At 69.6% G+C, this 17880-nt stretch carries 14 protein-coding genes; 8 read left to right on the forward strand and 6 right to left on the reverse strand.

What is annotated here, in order from left to right; all coding sequences use genetic code 11:
• Nucleotides 1-30: 30 nt before the first annotated feature.
• From A6A29_RS32515 to A6A29_RS32535, 5 genes are all read left to right on the forward strand, one after another.
• Nucleotides 31-1296 (forward strand): DUF4145 domain-containing protein, encoded by a 1266-nt coding sequence (locus A6A29_RS32515; RefSeq protein WP_073725711.1) that lies wholly within the window; start codon nucleotides 31-33, stop codon nucleotides 1294-1296.
• Nucleotides 1293-2150, forward strand: coding sequence for a carbohydrate kinase family protein (locus tag A6A29_RS32520; protein ID WP_073725714.1), 858 nt, complete (start codon nucleotides 1293-1295; stop codon nucleotides 2148-2150). Before A6A29_RS32515 ends, A6A29_RS32520 begins: the two co-directional genes overlap by 4 nt.
• Complete coding sequence (locus A6A29_RS32525; RefSeq protein WP_073725716.1) at nucleotides 2147-2773, forward strand: 2'-5' RNA ligase family protein; 627 nt, start codon at nucleotides 2147-2149, stop codon at nucleotides 2771-2773. Before A6A29_RS32520 ends, A6A29_RS32525 begins: the two co-directional genes overlap by 4 nt.
• A complete protein-coding gene (locus tag A6A29_RS32530; RefSeq protein ID WP_073725718.1) occupies nucleotides 2770-3579 on the forward strand; it encodes an inositol monophosphatase family protein in 810 nt (269 codons plus the stop codon). The genes A6A29_RS32525 and A6A29_RS32530 overlap by 4 nt, the downstream gene beginning before the upstream one ends.
• Nucleotides 3580-3844: 265 nt before the next feature.
• Nucleotides 3845-4960, forward strand: coding sequence for an ADP-ribosylglycohydrolase family protein (locus A6A29_RS32535; RefSeq protein WP_073725720.1), 1116 nt, complete (start codon nucleotides 3845-3847; stop codon nucleotides 4958-4960).
• Nucleotides 4961-5044: 84 nt separating this feature from the next.
• Here A6A29_RS32535 and A6A29_RS32540 read toward each other — a convergent pair whose 3' ends face one another.
• Both A6A29_RS32540 and A6A29_RS32545 read right to left on the reverse strand, forming a co-directional pair.
• Entirely contained in the window at nucleotides 5045-6631 is a 1587-nt protein-coding gene (locus tag A6A29_RS32540; RefSeq protein ID WP_073725722.1) for a sodium:solute symporter family protein, read from the reverse strand.
• A gap of 412 nt (nucleotides 6632-7043) precedes the next feature.
• On the reverse strand, nucleotides 7044-7826 hold the full coding sequence (locus A6A29_RS32545; RefSeq protein WP_073725724.1) for an SDR family oxidoreductase: 783 nt from the start codon (nucleotides 7824-7826) through the stop codon (nucleotides 7044-7046).
• A gap of 84 nt (nucleotides 7827-7910) precedes the next feature.
• Here A6A29_RS32545 and A6A29_RS32550 point away from each other — a divergent pair, with 84 nt between their 5' ends.
• Entirely contained in the window at nucleotides 7911-8750 is an 840-nt protein-coding gene (locus A6A29_RS32550) for a hypothetical protein (RefSeq protein ID WP_073725726.1), read from the forward strand.
• Between the two features lie 157 nt (nucleotides 8751-8907).
• On the opposite strand, the gene A6A29_RS32555 is transcribed toward A6A29_RS32550, so the two are convergent.
• From A6A29_RS32555 to A6A29_RS32565, 3 genes are all read right to left on the reverse strand, one after another.
• Entirely contained in the window at nucleotides 8908-9114 is a 207-nt protein-coding gene (locus A6A29_RS32555; protein ID WP_073725728.1) for a DUF397 domain-containing protein, read from the reverse strand.
• 223 nt (nucleotides 9115-9337) lie between these two features.
• On the reverse strand, nucleotides 9338-10195 hold the full coding sequence (locus A6A29_RS32560; RefSeq protein ID WP_073725730.1) for a helix-turn-helix domain-containing protein: 858 nt from the start codon (nucleotides 10193-10195) through the stop codon (nucleotides 9338-9340).
• Nucleotides 10196-10439: 244 nt separating this feature from the next.
• A complete protein-coding gene (locus A6A29_RS32565; RefSeq protein ID WP_073725732.1) occupies nucleotides 10440-11159 on the reverse strand; it encodes a GOLPH3/VPS74 family protein in 720 nt (239 codons plus the stop codon).
• A 193-nt stretch (nucleotides 11160-11352) separates the two neighbouring features.
• Here A6A29_RS32565 and A6A29_RS32570 point away from each other — a divergent pair, with 193 nt between their 5' ends.
• Together A6A29_RS32570 and A6A29_RS32575 are read left to right on the forward strand one after the other, a co-directional pair.
• Nucleotides 11353-13890 carry a serine hydrolase gene (locus A6A29_RS32570; RefSeq protein WP_073725734.1) on the forward strand — a complete coding sequence of 846 codons (2538 nt, stop codon included), beginning with the start codon at nucleotides 11353-11355 and terminating at the stop codon, nucleotides 13888-13890.
• 154 nt (nucleotides 13891-14044) lie between these two features.
• The gene (locus A6A29_RS32575; protein WP_073725736.1) at nucleotides 14045-15931 is read left to right on the forward strand and encodes an MFS transporter; all 1887 of its coding nucleotides are present in this window, start codon (nucleotides 14045-14047) and stop codon (nucleotides 15929-15931) included.
• Between the two features lie 239 nt (nucleotides 15932-16170).
• On the opposite strand, the gene A6A29_RS32580 is transcribed toward A6A29_RS32575, so the two are convergent.
• Complete coding sequence (locus A6A29_RS32580) at nucleotides 16171-17829, reverse strand: chitobiase/beta-hexosaminidase C-terminal domain-containing protein (RefSeq protein ID WP_198953451.1); 1659 nt, start codon at nucleotides 17827-17829, stop codon at nucleotides 16171-16173.
• Between the last annotated feature and the right edge of the window lie 51 nt (nucleotides 17830-17880).

Here is a 17880-nt window from a genome sequence, read left to right on the forward strand (position 1 = left end):
GGACAATCTGCCGAACAGGACGCGGTCGACGTGACAGTCAACGAGGGCGAGTCGCTCCGTCTTTACAAGAAGGCTTTGAGATACGCCGAATCGGATCCCGAGGTGTTTCTCAGCACGGCACGACGAGCGGCGGAGTCGATCCTCTTGGACATTGCCCTGCAGGAAGCTGTCGGATCGAAGCCGACGCTCGAATCCTTGCTCACGGTGCTCACTGCCAAGGGGGTCGTACCCCAGAAGATGGTGCTGGCCATTCGCACCATTCAGAACTATGGCAACTACGGTAGCCACGCCCTGGAAACGTCCGGGGAGGAAATCTCCGCTGAGGACGTGCAGCCCTGCCTCAACGCTCTGACGCAGCTCGTGGTCTGGTACGGGCGGACCCTTTCGTCGTTCGCGGAGGACGAAGGGCGTGAGGCGCTGGCCGCCGTGCAGCCCACGGCCGGAACGACGCGGCTGGCGGACTCCACACTGATCGTGGTGAAGGCCCTGCTGCTGGGCTGTGGCTTCGAGGAACTGATGGCCCGGCACCACCACCGCGTGGTGTCTGTCCAACTGCCCTGGTCGGACCAACTGGTCCGCGATATCGCGCAGGGCCGGCTGGACCTTGCCGTCTACAACGAGCAGCGGCTTCTGAGCATGATCGAGGACGATACTGAGCTGGGTTCCCAGGTGGTGTCGGTCGGCCGTCTGGGGCACTCGATGGGAGGCCGGAACTTCTACCTGCTCGCCGCGCGCGGCGGCCGTTGGGGCGGCGCGACGGCCGAAGAGTTCCTGGCGAACCCGGCCGGTGCGCAGATCGCGGTGCCGAGGCACAGCGATATGTTCGCCAACGTTCTGTCGGCCTTCTCCACCGACGAGGACGGTCTGCGGGACATGGGCGTGCGCGTTCTTGATGTGCCGCACCACCTGGGGCTCGAACTCTTCCACCTGAACCGCGACGTCCTGGCCGTCGGCGGGCAGAACCTGCGGATGCACGCTCGTGACGAGGAGGACTACTTCGAGCTTCTCCACTCGGACGTCCTACCGGTGGCGACACAGTTACGTCTACGGTCCGCCGCCGCCAATGTGCTCGTCGCGAACCGCGCCTGGCTCGCCGCGCTCGGAACCCGGCCGAGTGAGTTGTTCCGAGAACTGATGCGGCGGTTCCACGAAATGGGCGCCGACCAGTGCCTATTCGAGACGCTTGTCGACGACCTGGTCGCGCACGCCGCATTTCCCCACCAGAGCAGCCAGGCCAGACGTGAACGGCTGGTGCGCCACGTCCTGTTCGAGAGCTATCGCCTGGGGGACCCGTGACCCGTACGAAGCGTGTTCTCGTGCTGGGCGGAACCAACTTCGACATCATCGTCCAGGCGGAGAACTTTCCGGAGGAGCACGAGAAGGTCCGGGGCGAGGAGTGCGCCGCCGTCCCCGGTGGGTCGGCCGCCAACACCGCCCTGGGGCTCGTGCGGCAGGGTTGCGACGTTCGGCTCGTGTCGGCGGTGGGGGACGACGCGCTCGGCGGGCTGTGCCTCGACGCCCTGCGTGCCGGGGGCGTGGACACGGGGCTGATACGGGTGGACACAACCGCGCGGACCAGCATGGCGATCGTGATCTCGTCCGGCGCCAGCAAACGGATGATGACGTTCCCGGGTGCCGACCGTGATCTGGCGTTCAATGCCGTCACAGAGGCGGATGTGCGGGACGTCGACCACGTCCATGTGGTCGGGCTGCCCACGCCGCCCCTCGGCCGCGTCGTCGGCCTCGCCCGCCGGGCCGGCCGTTCCGTCTCGATCGAATGGAACGGCCGGGACATGAGTCCCCTTGCCGAAGGAGCGGGCCTGAACCTGATGAACGCCGATGAGGTGGGCCGCCTCCCCCGGGCCCGACCCGGCGACGCCGTCGCCACGGCGCGGCAGTATGCGCGGCAGCTCTCGGGAGATGTGATCCTGACGCTCGGAGCCGACGGAGCGCTGTGGGTCCCGGTATCCGGCGAAGTGGTGCGCGAGCCGACGACAGTTGTGGAGCCCGTGGACCGTACCGGCGGCGGTGACGCCTTCAATGCGGGGCTGATCGCCGGTCGGCTGTTCGGCGATCCGCCGTCGCAGTGTCTGCGCAGGGGACTCGACGCGGCGTTGCACGTGATCATGAAGATAGGAGCTCATCCATGACCAGGTGGCTTGGTGTCGCACTGCTTCCGTGTGCGGACCACACGCGCTCGGCGATTCGGCTGCAGAAGAGTCTGGGAGGCGACCGGCCGCTGCAGCCCCCGCTGAGCGAGGAGGGGAATCTGCCCCACCTGACGGTGTTCCAGGGGCCTTTCCGCGAGACACTCGATCCCGATCGGGAGCTGGCGAGGATCGGCGCAGGGGTGAGTCTGCCCGAGCGCCTCTCCCTTGCCTCCGTCGGCATCGTCCACCAGCCGACCGGCTGGTTGTTCATGTCCGTCGAGAGGCCGGCGCTGCTGGAGAAGTTGCAGGAAACGGTCCTTGACGGCCTCGCCCCTCACCTCGACCACGAGGCGTTCGACACCTCGAAGGACACATCGAGGTATACGGAGACTGAACGGGCGAGCTTCTCGCGCTACGGATACCGCTACACGGGGGATGCCTACGCGCCCCACATCACGCTCGGCCGCACTGACGAGGAAGCCGCGCTCGAACTGGTCCGTACCGCGCCCGAACGCACTCACGTACCCGCCGAGTGGACCTTCGACCGGCTCAGCTTCTATGTGATGGGCGAGCACGGTGCCCACGCGGAGAAGGTGGCTGAGCTGCCCATGGGCACACCATGAACCCCCGGAACCCGCAGCACCCCCGAGAGCCCGAGCACGACGTGCACACCCTGCGTCGTATCGCCGAGGAAGCGGTCGACGCGGGAGCGCGGTGGCTTGCCGCGGAGGGGGCGGGCGGCGAGTGGGCCCGTGTGCGGCGCAAGCCGTCCGGGGAGGAAGTCACGGATGCCGACGTCGAAGTGGAGCGCCGGGTGACGGAGGCATTGGTGGACCGCATGCCCGACATCCCGGTCATCGGTGAGGAATCGTCCGGTGCGGGCCCACTGCCGGCCAGGTGCTGGCTGCTGGACCCCATCGACGGCACGATGAACTTCACCCGCGGAGCTCCTGGCCACGCTCTCTCGCTCGCGCACGTCGTGGAGGGCTCGCCTGTCCTGGGCGTGGTACACGCGCCGGCTCTCGGCCGACGCTGGAGCGCCGGAGAACCGGGCGGACAGGGCACGCTCGGGCCGGTCGCGGTCCGCGCCCTGTCCGGCGCAGTGGTCGGCCTGACGGGGACGGGTTCCGGCCGTCCGCGAGCGGCGCGGCTCATCGGTGGGCTGTACGACAAGGCGTACCGCATCCGGCTGCAGGGGGCCATGAGCCTGGACCTGGTCGGGGTGGCCGAGGGGTGGCTGGACGCCTGCGTATGTCTTGGGCCCAAGCCTTGGGACGTGGCGGCGGGCACCGCCCTCGTACGGGAGCGCGGTGGGGCGGTACTGGGTGAGGGCGGGCGGGAGTTCACCTTCGGATCAACGGTCCTCGCCGCGGGCAACCCGCTCCTCGCCCAGGAGCTGATCGCCCTCTGGGAGTCAACGGCTGACTGAACGGCGTCAGGCCGGACGACCTCCGGGCACCACCGTAAGGGGAAGCCCGAAGCGGTCCACCATGGTCAAAAACGACCTGCGGGACGTCCCTTCACATACCCACGCGTACCCAGATCCGCCCCCTCAACCGACCGTTCCCATTCGATTACAGTGCTGCGCAGTCGCACGGAGTCGGACGAGGTCGCGCGGTCTTCGCACGCTGATCCGCCCGACGGGCCGGGCGCGTGGGACGGACGTACGGACGGACGTACGGGGGAGGGGCGAGGTGAGCACAGGGACCACGGCTGTCTGGGGCCGGGCCGAACAGCAGGACTTCCGCAGCCGGGTACGCGGCGCCCTGCTCGGCGGGGCGATCGGGGACGCGCTCGGGGCGGGCGTCACCGGGCTCACCCTGGAGGAGATCCGTGAGGCCCACGGCGCCGAAGGGGTGGCCGACTTCCTCCCGGCGCACGGCAGACGCGGCACCGTCACCGCGGTCACCCAGCTCACCATGTTCACCGTCGACGGGCTGATCCGCGCCCAGGTCCGCCGCGACACCGGGGCCTGGCACCCGCCCACCGACGTGCACCGGGCCTACCTGCGCTGGGCCGCCACCCAGCGCGACTGGGGGCCCGACGAGCGCCGCAAGGACAACGGCTGGCTGGCGGCGGAGGAGTGGCTGTACGCCCGCCGCGCGCCCGCCCGGGAATGTCTCAACGGCTTCGGCGACACCGTCATGGGCACCCTCGACCAGCCCAAGAACCCCACCGCCCGGGACGCCGCCGCGCTCACCCGGTCCGCGCCGTTCGGGCTGCTGGTGGGCTGGGAGCCGCAGCTCGTCCTCCAACTGGCCATCGAGTGCGCGGCACAGACCCATGGCCACCCGACCGCCCAGCTCGCCGCCGGGGCCTTCGGTGTCCTCGCGCACGGGCTGGCCCGCGGCGAGACCCTGGACGGTTCCGTTCAGCACGCCCTGGTCCTGCTCGCGGAACGCACGGGCCACGAGCCGGTCACCGAAGCCCTTCAGCAGGCCCTCGGCTCCGTACGCCAGGGAATTCCGGGCCCGGCCCTGATCGAGGCGCTCGGGGACACGGACTCCGCCGAGGAGGTCCTCGCGGTGGCCGTCTACTGCGCGCTGGTCGGCGAGGACATCCGGCACGGACTGCGGCTCGCCGTGAACCACGGCGGGCCCTCGCGGGCCACCGGGGCGGTCTGCGGGGCCCTGCTCGGTGCGCTGCACGGCGAGACCGCGCTGCCACCCGCCTGGCTGTCCGAACTGGAGGGGCGTGCGACGCTCCTGGAACTCGCCGACGACTTCGCGATGGAGATGACCCAGGGGCCGGCCCTGCACAGCCCGACCGCGGTCGCCCCCGGCTGGCTGGCCCGCTACCCGCGCGGCTGAGGGGCTCCTCGACGGGGTGGGGCTGTGGGGCGGACGCCCGCGCGTCCGCCCCGTGAACTCCGCACGTACGCAAGCCGGTTGGGTTCAGTCCTTCGTGGTGTCGGGAACCGGTGAGCCGGTGGGACCCCCCTGCGCGGGAATCGCCGCACCGGACGCCGGGGCCGGACCGTCCTCGTCGCCGTCACCCCAGTTGACCTTGTCGATGATCGCGTCGCGCTCCGGGGTGTCCTCCGGCTTGAGGAAGCCGATGGCGATGTAAAGCACCAGCGAGATCGCCAGCGGCAGCGCCACCTGGTACTGGAGCGCCACGTCCGTCTTCACCGAACCGTCGAAGTTGTAGTTGGTGAGGTAGAACGCGAGCAGACCCGCCGCCCAGCTGGTCAGCGCCGCCGTCGGCCCCGACCTGCGGAACGTGCGCAGCAGCCCCAGCATGAACGGGATCGCGATCGGGCCCATCAGACCGGCCACCCACTTGATGACGACCGAGATGATGTCCTTGAACGTCGGCGAGTTGATCTGCGTCGCCAGCGCCATCGACAGGCCGAGGAATGCCAGCGTGGACAGCCGCGCCGCCAGCAGGCCGCTGCGGTTGTCCCAGGCGCGGGCCGCCTTGGAGAAGACCGGCGCGATGTCCCGGGTGAAGACCGCCGCGATGGCGTTGGCGTCCGAGGAGCACATGGCCATCGTGTGCGAGAAGAAGCCGACGACGACCAGGCCCAGCAGACCGTGCGGCAGCAACTGCTCGGTCATCAGCGCGTAGCTGTCCGAGGCGTCCGGCTTCTTCGCCTCGACGAGCAGCGGGGCCACCCACATCGGGAAGAACAGGACGACCGGCCAGACCAGCCAGAGAATCGCGGAGAGCCGGGCCGAACGGGTCGCGGAACGGGCGGAGTCCGTGGCCATGTAGCGCTGCGCCTGGTTCCACATGCCGCCGTTGTACTCGAAGGTCTTGATGAACAGGTACGCCAGCAGGAAGGTCGCCGTGTACGGGCCCGCGGTCGGGTCGGTGTGCCCCTCGGGCAGCTTGTCCCAGACGGTCCACAGCGAACTGAAGCCGCCCAGCTCGTTCATGGCGATGACCAGCATGGCCAGCCCCGCGAACAGCTGGATGATGAACTGCCCCAGCTCGGTGAGCGCGTCGGCCCACAGACCGCCGACCGTGCAGTAGACGGCCGTGATGGCACCCGTGATGAAGATGCCCTGGGTGAGCGAGATCCCCGTGAAGACGGAGAGCAGGGTGGCGATGGCCGCCCACTTGGCGCCGACGTCCACGATCTTCAGCAGCAGACCGGACCAGGCCAGCGCCTGCTGGGTCTGGATGTTGTAGCGGTTCTTCAGGTATTCGAGCGGGGAGGCGACGTGCAGGCGCGAGCGCAGCCGGTTGAGCCGGGGTGCGAAGAGCTTGGCGCCGATACCGATGCCGATGGCGATCGGCAGCGACCAGGTCACGAAGGACGTGACGCCGTACTGGTAGGCGATTCCGGCATAGCCGGTGAACATCACCGCGCTGTAGCCGGACATGTGGTGCGAGATGCCCGACAGCCACCACGGCATCTTGCCGCCGGCCGTGAAGAAGTCGCTGACGTTGTCCACGCGCTTGTGCGACCAGAGTCCGATCGCGACCATCACACCGAAGTATCCGATGAGCACGGCCCAGTCGAGACTGTTCATGTGCCCCCTCCAGGGGTCCGCCTTGTGAACGGGTACGCACTTCGTCAGTACGGCCGTTCAGCGGGGCCCCGTGCGGGAGCGGGGACTTCGGGGATTGAACCGTCTGCCCGGGTCCCCGGTCAAGGTTTTCTCCGATCAGAAATGTGAACACCGATCAGCAAGTCGAACGATTTTGCGTTCTCTTGGCCTAGTGGGGCGTTGTCATGAGCGTGACCACGGCCACACGATGGGCGGGCACTTCGTCAGGCCGCACAGAGGACGGATGTACGTCGGGAGAGACGGAGCGACCGCACGGGATGCGGGTCCCGTGCGGCCGGGAAAGGGGGAGCGCGAAAATCCACCGGGGCGCCGGAACGCCGGGGCGCCGGTACGCCGGGGCGTCGGTAGGCGGGTGCGTCGACAAGCGGGTGCCTCAGCGCATCAGTTCGCCGGCGTTGACCAGCAGCGACTGCCCGGTGATCGCCCGCGCGCGGTCCGAGGCCAGGAACGCGGCCGCCTGGGCCACATCCTCGTCCGTGGCCAGTTCGGGCAGCGCCATCCGCTCGGTGAGCCGGGCCAGCACCTCGGCCTCCGGTACGCCCTCGGTGTGCGCGGTGAACTGGACGTACGCCTGCACCGGCGGCCCCCACATCCAGCCGGGCAGCACCGTGTTCACCCGTATCCGGTGCGGCCCCAGCTCCCGTGCCATCGAGTACATCGCCGACGTCAGCGCCCCCTTGGACGCCGCGTACGCCGCCTGCCACACCTGCGAGGGGGCGGCCACCGCGGACTGGGTGCCGATGACGACCACCGAGCCGCCCCGCTCCTTGAGCGCGGGCAGACAGGCCCGGGTCATCCGTAGCGTACCGAGCAGGTTGACGTCGATGACCGACTGCCAGGTGGCGAAGTCGGCATCCTCCAGGCCGCCGAAGTAGCTGTCCCAGGCGGCCACATGGACCACCGCGTCGATCCCCCCGAACCGCTCCACCGCCCGTGCGGCCAGCGCCTCGCACTGCGCCTCGTCCGTGATGTCGGTCGGCAGGAGGGCCGTGTGCCGGCCCTCCGGGTCGATCTCGACGGCCGACTTGGCGAGATTCGCCTCCGTACGCGCCCCGAGGACCGCGTTGCCCCCGTCCCGTACGACGGTCGCCGCGATCTGATGCCCGAGCCCGGCCCCGACGCCCGACACGATGACGGTCTTCCCCGCGAGCAACATCGGCGCCTCCCGGCTCTGGCAGTTCTTCTGACGGAGCGTCAGAGTAGGTGCCCGCGGCGCAGGACGGAAGGGGAAGGGAACGGTATGGGCGACGAGACACAGAGCGACCGGTACGCGGAACTGGCGGCGGTGGGGCCGTACGGGGTCCACCCCGGGCACGCCCTGATCACCATGGTCGAACCGCATCCCGGCCATGAGTACGCGTACAACCGCTGGTACGAGGACGACCACTACTACGCGGGCGCGATGGCCATGCCCTGGATGGCCGCCGGGCGCCGCTGGGTGGCCACCAGGGAGCTCCAGGAGCTGCGGTACCCGGAGAAGTCCGCGGTCGCCCGGCCCGTCGGGGCGGGGTGCTATCTGTCGACGTACTGGGTGACGGACGGGCGCTACGACGACCACATGAAGTGGACCGTCGGGATCAACAAGCGGCTCAACCGGGACGGCCGGGTCTACCAGGACCGCACCCACGTCTTCACCGCGTTCCAGGACCACGAGGCCACCGTCTACCGCGACGGCGCCGCCGGCCCCCGGGACTTCCATGCCCTCGACCATCCGTACCGGGGTCTGGTGCTCGAAGTCATCGACACCGAAGCGCCGGAGAAGCGCGCCGAGTTGCTGGAGTGGCTGCGCTCCCGGCATCTGCCGAAGCGGCTGCACGGGTCGCCCGCGGCGATGGTCACGGTCTTCCGGCCCACGCCGCTGCCCGGTGACCGGATGACGTATGTGAAGCAGGTCGAGGGGGTCGGCACCCGGCTGACGCTGCTGTGGTTCCTCCAGGAGGACCCGCGGGCCTGCTGGGAGGAGAGCTTCACCGGGCTCGACGCGGCCGTCGCGGAATCGGGCCTGGGGCGGGTCGAGCTGGTCGCGCCGTTCATCCCGACCGTGCCGGGGACGGATCGGTACGTCGATCAGCTGAGGTGACCCGGGCGGCCGGCGCGGTCGGGACGGTTGAGGTGACCCCGTGGTCTGCGGTGACCGAGCTGCCTCGGGCGAAGGTGCCGAGCCCCCTCGGCCAGGACGGCGAACCAGTCGAGAGGGCTCCAGTCAGGTGATGCGGTGCGACCGGCGAAAGGGCCGGTCAGGCGTTGATGACGCCCTCGGCGACATCGCGCACGAACGCGTTCCAGGCGCCGGGGACGAAGGTGATCGACGGGCCCTCGGGAGCCTTCGAGTCACGCACGGCGATGGACAGAGCGACCGGGGACTTGACCTCGACGCATGCGCCGTTGCCCCCGGAGTACGACGACTTTGTCCACATTTCCGTAGCACCCTGAAGAATAGCCATGTTCACTCCGGTTCAGAGAGTTGGGTGGGTCGCACCAACCTGATTCCGGTTGGCGTGATCGACGCTACTCGCCAACGTCCCGGCGTGAAGTGGCCGTTCACTCGACCGGATGGCATATTCCATGCGGGTCTTCCGCCGTGAGGTGGCGACGGTGTACTCTGCCGTCGCCTCTCACTAGGCATCATTCCATTTCTCGCAAAACAGGCGTAGCGGCTGTCCTGTTTCAGTTGGTGTACCGCTTGGCGATCTCGCTGATGAACTGCCGGGTCTGTTCCACATTCAGCGACTGCGCCCGCAGGTGCTCGTACATGACGCTGTATCGCTGCACATCGTTCGCTTTCTCCAGATAGAGATCGCTGGTGACGCCTTCGATGTAGACGACGCTGGAGTCGGCGGCGTCCGGGAATTCCAGGATCGCGTACTGCCCGTTGATGCCCGGGTGCGCGCCCATGTCGAACGGCAGCACCTGCACGGTCACATGGGGAAGCTGCGACTGCTCGATGAGGTGCTCCAACTGCTCGCGCATCACCTGCTTGCCGCCGACCGCCCGCATCAGCGCCGACTCGTCGATCACGGCCCACAGCCGCAGCGGTTGCTCGGGCGCGTTGACCCGGTCCTGGCGACGGGCGCGTACGTTGACCCGCTTCTCGATGTCGGCCGGCGGTGTCTCCGGCAGCGCGCCGTTGATCAGCGCCTCGGCGTACGCCCGCGTCTGCAGCAGTCCCGGGATGACCTGGGGTTCGTAGACGCGCAGCGACTCCGCGTCGGTCTCCAGACCGATGTAGACGCTGTACGGAATGTCGCCGAAGGCATGCCACCAGCCCTGCTGGCGGGAGTCCTTGGCCATCTGCATCAGCGAGTCGACGATCCGGTGGTCCTCGACCTCGTACACCCCGCACAGATCGCGGACGTCGCGCTGGCTGATGGAGCGGCGGCCGTTCTCCAGGCGGCTGATCTTCGACTGCGAGACGAGCAGCCGCTCCGCCACCTCCTCGGCGGTCATGCCCTTGAGCTCGCGCAGGCGGCGTAGTTCCTGGCCCAATCGGCGTCGCCTGACAGTGGGATTGACATGGGACGGCACGGAAACGGCACCTCCGGCTATGTAGCTGTGCGTATCTACTGCTCAGCAGATTGCCACCCCCGGCACCGGCCGCGCTGGGAAACGGCCACACGCAGGCGCGCGGGGCAGCCGGTGGACCCGGCTGCCCCGCGCGTGGTGCGGCTCCCGAACCGGGTCTTGGAGACATCGGCGCGGCGGTATTCGGCTGTCCGTGCGGTGCGCCGCGCGGAGCGCTGTTCCCTGCTCCGTGCGGCGCACCGTTCGGTCAGTGTGCGGCGGTCTGTGCCATGCTGCCGCGGCGCGACTGCGCTTGCGGTTGCAACGGCACCCCCGCTGCCTGCTGGTTACGGCGTGGCTGGACGGCCACCCCGTTCTGGACGTCCATCACGGCATGTGCCACGAGGCCGCCCATCGGGTCGTGCCTGATCAGATCCCGGAGCCGGGAGCGCGATGAACGCCCCTCGTTCCCCGGGTACAGGTGCTTGCCGAGTCCGACCGCGTGGGCCAGCGCGGCGAGCGCCGCGGTCCGCGGGTCCGGCGGTACGCCGGTGCGGATCGCACTGTCCAGCCGGGCTCTGATGTCCCGGCTGATTGCCGTGTCCGTCGCCTGGTAGCGAGTCGTCGGCAGCACTCCGCACATCTGGCCCGCCACGGCATGCACCATGCCGCACCGCTCCAGATGAGCGAGGTAGATCTGGCGCAGCCCCAGCCGGGGTCCGCCGATCCAGTGGACGGCCCGAACCGGGCTGCCGCGACGGCGCAGCAGTTCCAGTGCGGAGTCCAGAGTCGGATCTCCTGTCGGCCGTGGCATCACCACGGCGATACGATCCCCGTCAGGGGCTATCCGTCCTGCCAGAGCCAGCTCTACTAGCTGTGCCCCGGCCAGGCCGAGGTCGAGCGACTGCGGCTGCGCTGTGGTACCCGTGGTCGGGTCCAGAGCGAGCAGCAGAAGCTCCTCCGGAATTGTTCTGCGGCTCCTGCCCATCCATGCCTCCCCGCGTGGATGAATGACAGGGTGACCCCTCTCACATTGGTCTGTCGAGAGCGCCTGACCGCTATGTATGGGAACCAGTAGGTATGTCGTTCTCGTCTAGCAGCCGGGCCAGCGGTTCACACAGGACACTGGTAGATGGTTCGGACAGCGCGGGGTTGCCCCCGCAGCGCATGAGGAGGCATCGGTGGCGGGCGAGTCCCCCGATAAAACGGAGCAGCACAAGTCGTCGGGGACGGCTCCGGAGGAACGTGACCCGCGTCTTGCCGTGTTCCGTGAACCGGCCGCTGATGCGGCCCCGGACACGGATGCGACGTCGGATACGGCGTCGGACCGGGCCGAGGCACCGGATACGGCCGCGGACGGTGATGCCGACGCGGATGTCGTTGCCGATGGCGACGCGGGTGCCGACGCGGATGCGGATGCCGGAAGCGTGACGGGCCGTACGACGGACACCGCGACCGCGGTCTTCCGTACCCGGCCCGCCGATGCCGAGGGTGGCGCGGCGGCGACTGCGGCCTCCACGGGCCCTGAAGGGGGCTCCACGCCTCCGGAGGGCGCAGAAGTGAGCAAGGGGGCCGAGGTGGGCAGCGCGGCGCCTGAGGCGCCTGAGGCGGACGAGACCGATGGGGCGGATGGGTCGGCCGAGGCGGCGGTGACGGAGGAGGCGGCGAAGGCCACCGGTTCCGGCGAGTCCGATGCGCCCGCGGAGGGCGACGAGTCCGCTGCCGAGCCCGGCGACGCGCGGCTCCGTGCCGCGGTATCCGCCTGGGTCGGGCACGAGGACGACGCGGAATCCGACGGGGCCGTCACCGGCGAGGCCAAGGCTTCCGACGATGCCAAGGCTTCCGACGGGACACACGAGACCGACGAGACTGCCAAGGGGTCCGGCGAAGCCCGGGTCCCGAAGTCCCGTGGGGAAGCCGTGGTTCCCGCCTCGGACTCGGCCTCGGAACCGGCCTCGGAACCGGACGCCGAAGCCTCTGCCGATGACGGCGACAGCGACGGCGACGGCGACGGCGATGCGGAACCCGCCGAATCCGCCGAACCCGCCTCCGACCTGCGCGGGATCGATCAGCCCACGGCCGTCTTCAAGGCACCGAAGATGCCGAAGGAAGCCAAGAAGGACGCCAAGGCGGCCAAGGCACCCGAGTCGTCCGAGGCATCCAAGGCCGCACACGTCGACCATCCGACGACCGCGCTGAAGATTCCGCCGCGCGAGGCGAAGCCGGAGACCGCGGCCGAGCGGACCAGCAAGTTCGTGCCGTTGCGCTCGGACGACGTACGGCCCACTCCCGCGCCCCGCAAGCCCGAGCCGGCCGCTCCGGCGGCCGGTGGACCCGAGGCGGCCCCGGACAAGGCGGCCAAGCCGGCCCCGACGCCCGCCCCGCGCCCGGCATGGGCGGCCGAGCCCGAGCGGACCAGGCAGCAGCCGCTGCCGCCCAAGCCGCCGCTCGACCTGCTCGCCGAGCTGACGAACACCCCTCCGCCGCAGGAGACCCCCGTCCGCACCGCGGTCCGGCGGGTCAAGATCTGGACCCCGCTGGTCCTGCTCCTGCTGGTCGTCTTTGCGATCGTGCAGATGGTGCGCCCGCTGCCGACGCCCACGCTCCAGCTGACGGCGCAGCCGACGTACACCTTCGAAGGCAGTAAGCCGAAGCTGCCGTGGCCGGACCAGGGCCAGGGCTACATGGCGGCGACCGGACTGGGCAGGGTCGACTCGTTCGGTGAGCAGAAGCCCGTGCCGATCGCGAGTGTCGCCAAGGCGATGACCGCGTACATCGTGCTCAGGGACCACCCGCTGAAGCGGGGCGAGGACGGCCCGTCGATAGAGGTCGACGCGAAGGGCGAGTCCGACGGTCAGCTCTTCACCGAGGGCGAGTCGACCCTGGACACGGTGAAGAAGGGCGACAAGATCAGCGAGAAGGACGCGCTGTCCGCCCTCATGATCCCGTCCGCGAACAACATCGCGCGGCTGCTGGCACGCTGGGACGCCGGTTCCGAGAAGGCGTTCGTCAAGAAGATGAACGACACCGCGAAGCAGCTTGGCATGAAGAACACCACCTACACCGACCCCTCCGGGCTCAACGCGACGACGGTGAGCACGGCGGAGGACCTGGTGAAGCTGGGCGAGAAGCTGGTCGAGATCCCGGCGCTGATGGACATCACCAAGCTGCCGGAGTGGAAGGACCCGTCGGGCAAGACCTGGCGGAACTACAACACCCTCGTGCCCTTCGACGGAGCCCTGGGGATCAAGACCGGTTCGACCACCAAGGCGGGCGGCAACCTGCTCTTCGCGGCGCACAAGATGGTCGACGGTACCGACCAGCTGATCGTCGGCGCGGTGCTCGGCCAGTACAGCGAGTCCTCGATCATCGACGCGGTCAACGCGGCGAGCAAGAAGGTCATGATCGCCACCCAGGACGAGCTGAAGGGCGCGAAGATCGTGAAGAAGGGGCAGGTCGTCGGCACCGTCGACGACGGCCTCGGCGGCACGACGCCGGTCGTCGCCACCAAGGACGTGCAGGCGGTCGGCTGGGCCGGGCTCACGGTGAAGCTCGAACTCACCGATGGAGGGAAGGCGGTGCCGAACTCCGCGCCGGCCGGGACCGAGGTCGGCACCCTGACCGTGGGCGAGGGCGCCAGCCAGGTGAAGGTGCCGGTCGCGCTCCAGAGCGAGCTGGCGGAACCGGCCTTCGGCAAGAAGCTGACCCGGGTCGGCTGATCCGGCGAAACCACGTGGGCCGTGGTGGGGGGCGTCGATCCCGGCGCCCCCTGCCCGGCCGCGCACGTGTTAGCGTCCCCGGGCAACTGGGGACGCCGGGACCGCGTCCTTATCAGGGAAGTACAGGGCCCGGCGGACGACGGGGAGAGCCGTAGTGACCACCGCGGAGCCGAGACCCGGCCGCGAGGCGGACAGCAGCGCCGACCACAGCACCGGGAACGGTGAGCTCGGCGGCAGCCCGGCCGCACGGATCCGGCTGCCCGCTCCGCGTACCGCCGAATCCGTCACCGGCGACGCCACCACGACCGCCGGTGCGCCGCGGCGCAGCCGGTTCCAGCGTCTCCTGCGGCATCCGGTCACGATCACGACGGCGGCCGCGGCGGTCACCCACGTCCTGTGGTTCTTCTTCTTCGCGAACAGCGGCGGCGACATCGCGGCGCAGGACGCCTGGGCCGAGTTCGTCGGCCGGCATCCCGGCACCGCGTACAACCTCGCCTGGTACGGGGGCATGCACCCCGTCTCGTACAGCGTCGTGTCGCCGTATCTGATGTCGGTGCTCGGCGTCCGTACGACGATGATGATCGTCGGTACGGTGTCGGCCGCGCTGACCGCGATGATCCTGGTCCGGGTCCGCGCCGTGCGCAATCCGCTGGCCTGCTCGCTCGCCGGGGCCTTCGCCTATCTGTGCAACGCGCTCTCCGGACGCGTGACGTTCGGGCTCGGCATGATGTTCGCGGTCGGTGCCGTCGCCGCCGTGTTCTGCTGGCCGCACAAGTGGCGCTACAAGCGGTGGGCCAAGGCGGCCGTCGCCGCCCCGCTGGCCGGACTCGCGACCGCGGCCAGTCCGGTCGCCGGGCTCTTCCTCGGTGTGGTCGCCGCCGCGCTCTTCCTCCACAAGCGGCGCCCCGGCGCGTACGCGCTGGGCCTCGCCCCGGTCGCGGTGGTGGCGCTGTCCTCCTGGCTGTTCCCGTTCTCCGGTACGCAGCCGATGTCGGTCGGGACGCTGTCGCTGCCGTTCATCTTCGCGGTGATCATCTTCGTCCTCGTGCCGCGCGACTGGAAGACGGTCCGCACGGCGGCCGCCGTCTACGGCGTCGGGACGCTGCTGACGTACGTCGTCGACTCGCAGATCGGGTCGAACGTCACCCGCATGGCGATGCTGTTCGCCGGGGTGACGCTGCTGGCCGCCCTGCCGTACACGGCGCCCCGGACCCGCCGCTGGTACGCGCTGGTCCTCGCGTTCGCCGGGCTGAACTTCTGGATCGGCTTCAAGGGCGTCGACGACATCGTCCGTACCGCCCCGACCGCGTCCTGGGCCCGTGAGCTGGCCCCGCTGGTGAATGAGCTCCAGGAGGCGGGGGCGGAGAGGGGCCGGGTGGAAGTGGTGCCCGCGAGCAGCCACCGGGAGGCGTCGGCGCTCGCGCCGTACGTCAACCTGGCCCGCGGCTGGAACCGCCAGGCCGACATGAAGCGCAACCCGCTCTTCTACGACGACACCCTCAACGCCATGAACTACCGGGAGTGGCTGGACCGCTGGGCCGTGCACTACGTCGTGCTGCCCACGGGGAAGCCGGACAGCGGGGCCGCGACGGAGGCGGCGCTCGTCGAGAAGGGCCAGCCGTATCTGACGAAGATCTGGGGCGACTCCAACTGGAAGCTGTTCCGGGTCCTGGACCCGGTGCCGATGGCCGACCCGCCCGCGACGGTGGAGCGGGCGGGCGCGGACGAGCTGACCATCCGGGTGAAGTCGGCCGGGCGGGTGCTGATCCGGATCCCGTACTCGCGCTGGCTGGCGGTGGTCGACGAGGAGGGCAAGAGCCTGGACCGGCCGCAGGAGACCGAGGAGTCGAAGCGGCGGTCGAAGCAGGACGAGGACGCGCCGAGGACGTTCGCCAATACGCATGGCTGCCTGATCCAGGTGGAGGAGAACCCGGAGGGCGACGAGTGGACCGAGCTGCTCGCCCCGGAGCCCGGGGTGTACCGGCTGGCGGCCCCGTACCAGCTCCAGCCCGGCACCCCGTGCCCGGAGGAACTGCGCTGAGCCGCCCGCGGGCCTGCTGATCGCGGGCCGGCCGGCTGCCGGGGTGCGTGCGCGGCTCCGGCGTCCGGTGCCTCCTTCGCGAGCACGGACCGGGCGACCGCGCGCCCCTTCCCGGCAACGACGGCCGGGAAGGGGCGCGCGGTTCGTGTGTGCCGCTCACGCGGGGCTGACTGCCGCCCGGGGGCGCGTCGGTCACTGTCTGCGGGAGGTCAACCACCCTGTGGTGACCGGGACGTGTGTTACTTACGGAACGTCAGCGAGGCGGCCGGGGAGGCGTTCCCGTACGCGTCGACGGCGACGACCCTGGCCACGTATCGGTTGCCCTTCACCGCACCCGGGACCGGGATGTCGAGAGTGTTGGGGCGGGGGGTGAAGTAGAAGTCCGAGAGCACCTTGGAGGACACGACGGAGGCACCGGTCGAGGCGTCGGTGATGTCCACGTTGTAGTGGTGCACCATCTGGTCGTCCTTGGCCTGCGCGATCCGCAGCGCGGTGCCGCCCTTCGCGTCACGTACCTCCTTGAGGGGCTTACGGGTGGTGAACTTCGGAGCCACGGTGTTGCGTTCGGCGGCCGTGTACCGGAAGTTCCTCTTGATCTCCTGGCTGGTCGAGCCCTTCAGCCGCACCGTCCAGGTGTCGCCGCTGAGGGTGCCCGCGCTCGCGTACGGCGGTTGCCAGTTCGCCGACCACTGGCCGCCGGTGTAGATGTCGTGCTTGTCCGCGGCCATGTTGACCCGGGCTATCTCGGTGCGGTTCTTGTAGACCTCGACGAAGAGCGCCTGGGCGGTGGGCGACTCGAAGCGGTTGGCGAGGCCTTCGTCCGTCACCATCTGGTAGCCGTGGTCCACCTCGATGTAGCTCATCGAGCCGTCGTTGACGGAGGTGAAGTCGCGCTGGTGGATGGAGCGGTCGTCGTTGATGTTGAGGTGGGAGTGGCCGGAGAAGAGGACGGCCTGCGGGAAGGCGCTCAGATCCTCGGCCAGCAGCGGGTTCGCGGCCTGCTGGCCGTCCATCGTCGTGCCGGTGGTGGGCCGGTGGCCCTGGACGAGGACCGGCTTGCCCGCGTTGGCGGGGTTGGCGGTGATCGCCGTGAGCCGCTCCTTGAGCCAGGTGCGCTGGGCGGTGCTGGAGTTGTACGTCTCCGTGTTGACGGTGAGGACGGGCAGGCCCTTCACCTTCGACTCGTAGTAGCCGCCGCCCGAGTCGGGGAACCATGCCTTGGGGTAGCCGGCCCGGATCGCGTCGAGGCTGGCGTCGTGGTTGCCGTTGGAGATCAGCAGCTGGGTGCCGGTCATGCCCTTGCGGGCGAGGTTGGCCTGGAAGACCTCGGAGACGATCTTGTGGTCGGGGCCCTTGCCGTCGCCGTTGTCGTTGATCATGTCGCCGTTGGACAGGATCGCGTCGGGCTTGGGGAAGATGGACCCGATGGTGTCGAAGAAGCTCTCGTACTTCTTGTCCGCCGTCGCGTGGCTGCCGATGTGGACGTCGGACATGACGACGATCTTGGCGAGCGGCTTCTCACGGGTCTTGATCAGATAGCCGTACGACACCGGGACGCCGGCCTTGTTGCCGCGGAAGGCGACGGCGGTGACGTTGGTGTCCTTCGCGATCCGCAGCGGACGGCTTGAATGGAAGGCGCGGCTGTCGCGGGTGGGCGTCGTGCCGTCGAGCGTGTACCGGACGGTGACTCCGCGCTCGGCCTTGAACTTCACCGACACCGGGTGCTCGTAGCGCCCACCGGGCACGCTGACGCCGGGCGCGGCGGGGGTGCCGTGGCCGGGCTTGTGGGGGTGGGACTGCGCCGGGCTCTGGGCCTGGGGCCGGTCCTGCGCCTGGGCGGCGAGGGGGGAGACGAGTGCGACGGAGGTCGCGGCGATCACGAGGGGGGCGAATCTCACGGGGGTCCCTGTTCTCTGGTGCGTACCGGCGTGATGGCGTCACGGCGTACC

The organism is Streptomyces sp. TSRI0281, assembly GCF_001905125.1.
Classification (GTDB): Bacteria; Actinomycetota; Actinomycetes; order Streptomycetales; family Streptomycetaceae; genus Streptomyces.